This is a genomic window from Thalassolituus sp. UBA2009, assembly GCF_002335285.1.
Classification (GTDB): domain Bacteria; phylum Pseudomonadota; class Gammaproteobacteria; order Pseudomonadales; family Oceanobacteraceae; genus Venatoribacter; species Venatoribacter alkanivorans.
This window is the reverse complement of sequence record NZ_DDCJ01000034.1, coordinates 1-5,411: the sequence shown is the minus strand read 5'-3', so window position 1 is coordinate 5,411 and position 5,411 is coordinate 1. Positions and strand designations below refer to the sequence as shown.

4 protein-coding genes and 1 pseudogene are annotated in these 5,411 nt (G+C 57.9%); 4 read left to right on the top strand and 1 reads right to left on the bottom strand.

What is annotated here, in order from left to right; translation table 11 throughout:
• Positions 1–147: 147 nt before the first annotated feature.
• Positions 148–1,125 carry a DUF58 domain-containing protein gene (locus tag B3P58_RS03865; RefSeq protein WP_230332028.1) on the top strand — a complete coding sequence of 326 codons (978 nt, stop codon included), beginning with the start codon at positions 148–150 and terminating at the stop codon, positions 1,123–1,125.
• A 17-nt stretch (positions 1,126–1,142) separates the two neighbouring features.
• Positions 1,143–3,203, top strand: coding sequence for a transglutaminaseTgpA domain-containing protein (locus B3P58_RS03860; RefSeq protein ID WP_230332029.1), 2,061 nt, complete (start codon positions 1,143–1,145; stop codon positions 3,201–3,203).
• A gap of 11 nt (positions 3,204–3,214) precedes the next feature.
• Here B3P58_RS03860 and B3P58_RS03855 read toward each other — a convergent pair whose 3' ends face one another.
• A complete protein-coding gene (locus B3P58_RS03855; RefSeq protein ID WP_286716161.1) occupies positions 3,215–3,928 on the bottom strand; it encodes a DUF6436 domain-containing protein in 714 nt (237 codons plus the stop codon).
• 230 nt (positions 3,929–4,158) lie between these two features.
• On the opposite strand from B3P58_RS03855, the gene B3P58_RS03850 reads away from it, so the two are divergent.
• Both B3P58_RS03850 and B3P58_RS03845 read left to right on the top strand, forming a co-directional pair.
• On the top strand, positions 4,159–5,151 hold the full coding sequence (locus tag B3P58_RS03850) for a tetratricopeptide repeat protein (RefSeq protein ID WP_286716160.1): 993 nt from the start codon (positions 4,159–4,161) through the stop codon (positions 5,149–5,151).
• Between the two features lie 29 nt (positions 5,152–5,180).
• Positions 5,181–5,411, top strand: a pseudogene (locus B3P58_RS03845) (hypothetical protein); the annotation flags it as partial.

Sequence of the window (5,411 nt, the reverse complement as noted above, 5' to 3'; positions counted from 1 at the left end):
TCTGGTGGATGGTAACCGTCAGCACTTGCTGCCGGAGGATATTCAGGCGGTGCTGCCGGCGGTGGTTGATCATCGCCTGGCAGAAGCGGCCGATGGCGGCGCGCACAGCGTGTCGCAACGTATCCTCAATACGGTGCCGGTTCTGGTATGACGACACTCGCCAGTCGCTGGCGCGCGCGCTGGAAACGCTGGCTTGACCGGCGTATTCCGCCGGCGCCTCAGGTAACGCTTAATCATAAGTCCATTTTTATTCTGCCAACCCGTACCGGGCTGCTGTTCACGCTGTTGCTGATTGTCCTTCTGCTGACGGCGATTAACTACCAGAACAGCCTGATTTACGGCCTGACCTTCTGGCTGTTCAGTGTGTCGCTGGCGGCGATGATGTTCACTTTCCGTAACCTGTCCGGACTGACGCTGGCAGCCGGGCGGGCGTATCCCTGTTTTGCCGGTGATGTGATTGAGCTACCGCTGCGCCTGATCGCGGCTCCCAAGCGCTTTCATGAAGCCTTGCTGCTGGGTTTTCCCGATAATCCGTCACAACTGACCGATGTCGATACTGCCCAGACCCGTTCGCTGGCGCTGAGTTTCCGCACTCATAAGCGTGGGCCGCTGCAGGCTGAACGCCTGCGGCTGGACTCGCGCTTTCCGCTGGGGCTGTTCAATACCTGGACCTGGGTAAAACTCGACTTTAACGCGCTGGTGTACCCGAAACCGGAAACCGTGCCCTTTGTGTTTGCTGCCGGTGAGCAGGGAGATAAGCTGGCCGGAGCGCCATCCAGTGTGTCCGGTCAGCAGGATTTTCAGGGGCTGCGAAATTATCAGCCCGGCGATTCCATGCGCCAGATCGCCTGGAAACAGCTGGCCCGCGGCAAAGGTCTGGTGAGCAAAGATTTTGACCATGACGAAGGCGCCACCTGCTGGCTCGACTGGGATGTGCTAGCGCCGCAAAGCACAGAAGTGCGGTTGTCGCGTCTGTGTGGCTGGGTTTTACAGGCACACCAGCTGGGCTGGCGTTACGGCCTGCGTCTGCCGGGTAAAGAAATCGCTCCGGATCACAGTGACGGTCATCGTGACCGCTGTCTCGAAGCGCTGGCCCTGTATGGTTTTGACCGGGGGGCGCTATGAGTCGAAGCGGGGGATTAATGAGCAGCACCGGTCATCCGAATACCGATCTGCAGATTCCGCGCAGCGCCTTGTTGTGGTTGCTGGGCAGTAATCTGGCCGCTTTACTGCCGCACGGACAGCACCTGCCACTGTGGATGTGGGGGCTGGCGCTGTTTGTTCTGGTGTGGCGCGGGCTGACGCATCTGGGGCGATTATCCTACCCAAACCGCTGGGCCAAAGCGGTGGCGGTGTTCGCTGCGTCGGCCGCGGTCGTAGTGGCCTTTGAGAAAACCTTTACTCTGGAAAGTGCGGCCGCCTTCCTGATTGCCGCCAGCTTGCTGAAGTTGCTGGAAATGCGAAACCGCCGCGATGGCTATGTGGTGGTTTTTTTAAGCTACTTCCTGCTCGGCACCGGCTTTCTCTTTGATCAGGGCATTCTGGCGGGTTTATACGGCATTCTGACAGTGTGGTTGCTGACCAGTGCGCTGGTTGCCCTGCATCAGAACGGTTTCTCCCATGATGCGCCGAGTGTCCGCCGCAGCCGTCGCGCAGCAAAGCTGGCGGCGGCCATTCTGCTGATGTCGCTGCCGCTGATGCTGGTGTTGTATCTGCTGTTTCCGCGCCTAGCGCCGCTGTGGAGCATGGCGCTGCAGTCAGGTAAGGCAAAAACCGGTTTGTCGGCAGAAATGGCGCCGGGTGATATTGCCGATCTCAGTCAGTCCGATGAGCTGGCTTTCCGTGTGTCGTTCAGTGATGGCCAGGTACCTGCCCGCGATCAGCTTTACTGGCGTGCACTGGTTCTGGATGACTACGATGGCCGGCGCTGGCAGCCCAGCGGCGTTACCTCTGAAGCCCAGTGGTATCCGCAAAGCTGGCAGCCGCCGGCGGACGCTGAAGGGCTGATTCGTTATGAAATTATTCAGGAGGCAACCAGCCAGAAGTGGCTGTTTGCCCTGCGTGGTGTTGCTGCGCAGGAAGAGCGCATTGGCATGACGATGGATGACCGCCTGGTTGTGCGGCGGCCATTACATGAGCGTAAGCGTTATCAGGCACTGTCCTGGCCTTCGGTCAGCATCAGTGAAGATGGCCTGGCCGGGCTTGAGCAACGCCAGAATCTGCAATTACCGCGTGATCGTAATCCTCAGGCGCGGGCCTGGGCGCAGCAGCGTCGTGCAGAGGCGGTTGATGATGCCGCGTACATTAATGGGTTGTTACGCCATTTCCGTGAGCAGGATTTTTACTACACCCTGAAACCACCGCTAATGGGTAGCGAAGAGATTGACGACTTTCTGTTTAATCAGCGTCGCGGCTTCTGTGCCCATTATGCCGGTGCGCTGGTGTTTCTTGCCCGTGCCGCAGGGATTCCGGCGCGGGTGGTGTCCGGCTATCAGGGCGGCGAATGGAACGCTGCCGATGGTTATTTAACCGTGCGTCAGTACGATGCCCACGCCTGGGCGGAAGTCTGGCTCAGCGGGCAGGGCTGGGTGCGGGTTGATCCGACGGCGGCGGTTGCGCCGCAGCGTATTGAGTTCGGTCTGGAGCGTGCGGTCGCTGAAGAGGGGACCTTCCTGCAGGATAATCTGCTGTCACCGCATCGCTTTAAAGGTGTCAGCTGGTTAAACAAGCTGCGTATGGAAATGGACAGCCTGAACTATTACTGGCAGCTGTGGGTGCTGTCGTATGACGGCAAGCGGCAAAAGAGTTTTCTTAATGGCTGGCTGGGGCTGGAAGACTATCAGCAGGGACTTTATGTGCTGGGTGGCAGCTTTGGCGGTTTCTTCCTGCTGGCTTCGTTGGTTGTCTGGTGGCGCCAGCGCCCGGTGCCCTTGTCACCTTTTATGCGCAGCTGGCAGCGGTTGCAGGAAAAAGGGCAAAAACTGGGGGTAGAGCCGCAGGCTGGAGAAACTGCGGGCAGTTATCTGCAGCGTCTTGAGCAGCATTGCCCGCAGCAGCAGAGCTTGCTGCGCTGGCTGGCCGGAGAGATTAACCGCAGCCTGTATCAGCCGCAGGTGGATAAACACCAGATACAAAAACAACAGCGTCAGTTGCTGCATGCGATGGCTAAGGTTCGCCGCCAACTGCGCGCGGGCAGGGACTGAGCCTGCGGGGTTCAGTCGGGCATTGCAATGATTGCTTTTTTCTCTGACGGCCAGGCGCAGAAACAGCCATCACCCGCTACGTTAGCAAAAGGGCCGTAACCCTTTGTGCCCAGTTCGCGCACAATATTCGGGAAAAAGTCATCATTGGCGACGGTGCACAGCGCGCCGAAGCCGTAGGCGCCAAAATAACCCAGTTCACCTTGCGGGCTTAACAAAGCCAGCGCCGGACTGCTGGGCAGGGGCAGATCAAGGCCCTGTGGCTGGCGCATCACTTCCATACGGGTACCGTTCAGCTGGCGGAAATTCTGTAGCTGCTCATCGCTGGTGCCCGGAGCGGCAATCACCACGATACGTAACTGCCCGGGGTTAAACTGACTGATCAGGCCATCAAAATGGCGCTGACTGAGCTGGTTGCACAGACAAACGGGGTTCCAGAAATGCAGCAAAAGCACGGGTTCGTCTGTGCCTTCCGGGATCGCAGACGGTGGCAATTGCTGCAGTAACGGCTGCAGCATCTGGCCGACCTGGCTGGCCTGCCAGAAACGGGTATCGTCGTTGTTGCTCACAAAGGGGCGGACGTTCTGTTGCTGAAACCACCATAAGCCGGCCAGGGTTGCCAGCAGCCAGACACTGACCAGCAGGGCCAGCCAGATATTCTTTGCTGAACTGGCCGGTGACGGCGTGCCTGCAGGATGTTTGTTGCTGGACGGTGCGGGTTTGGTCATGGGGCTTTTCGCTGCTGGTTGGGTTTGGCCGGGTCTGGGCGAGTATACCTCAGGATTGCCGTATTTTGTGCGTATGGTTTACTGATTTATACCGTTATCTTTTGGTTCGATCTGGTTATCAATCCGCGGAATTGTGCCGGCTGTATTTGTTACTCACTGGGTTATCTGCTGTGGCATTTAATCTTCAGAGCGTTAGGATACGCAGCTTTGCAGACACTTATGCGTTCACTATGACGGAACCCTCAGCGCCAGCTCTGGCAGAACTTCCCTGGATTGTATCTCTGACGGAAGAGCAGTTGACCGCGCAGCTGGCCGCTGCCCGGGTTCCTGTGTTGCTCGATTTCTGGGCCAGCTGGTGTGCGCCTTGTCGGGCGATTCTGCCATTGCTGGAAGAGCTGGTGCTGGAGCTTAAGGGGCAGATACTGTTGTTCAAGGTCGATGCAGAACAGTCACCCGAGCTGCTGCAGCGCTTTGCGGTTAAAGGTTTGCCTGCGGTCTTGTTGCTGCAGAACGGCATGGAGGTTGATCGCTTTCAGCAGACACTCACCGAATCACAGATCCGCGCATTTATTCAGCCCTGGCTCAGGCAGCCAGCGCAGGAGAGTGCTCTGATATCCGGCTGTCTGCAGCAGGCAGAGCGTGCCTTTGCTGCCGCTGATGCAGATCAGGCGGCATTCAGCCTGAATCAGGCCTGCCAGCTTGCCTGTGGTGCACAGGGCAGTACAGCACGGATGCTGGCCGATATTCTGAATGTCTTGCTGGAAGGGCTTGGTTGTTTACCGCGTTCAAAACGTGGTGCTTTGATTCAGCTGGCTGAAGGCTGGCTGGCCGCCGCCGATTTCAGTGTGTTGCGCGAACCGAAACTGCAACAGGCACAGGCCCGGCTGGCGTTACAACGCCAGCAGTGGCAACAGCCGGCGGATGATATCAGCGTGTTGCGTCAGCAATTAGCGCACCCGGACGCGCAGCATGGACAGGTGGTACTGGCGCTTTCGGCGACACTGGCCGCGGAGGGTGATTATCCGGCAGCCCTGGAGTCCTTGCTGGAGTTTTTACAGTCCCGTTGCCACGACAACCCGCAGGCGTCTACCTCGCTTGCAAGGGACGCTGACTATCAGCAGGTTCAGGCCCGGCTGGTTGAACTGATTGATATTCTGCCGGATCGTGTGCTGGCTAACCGCTATCGCCGCCGGTTGTTTGAATTGCCAGCGTTGCCGTTTTAACCGACCCTGAATTACCCGGATGAAGAATAATGATGTCTTTTAAAGTACTCGCCAGTGCTCTGGCGATGATCATTACTTTCAGCGCTTTTTTACCTTATATCCGCGGAATTCTGACCGGCCGGATTAAGGCCCATGTGTTTTCCTGGGTGATCTGGGGAATTACCACTCTGGTGGTTTTTTTCGCGCAACTGAGTGATAACGGCGGGGCGGGTGCCTGGGCAGTAGGCTTGTCGGCGAGTATCACATTGTTTATCGCCTGT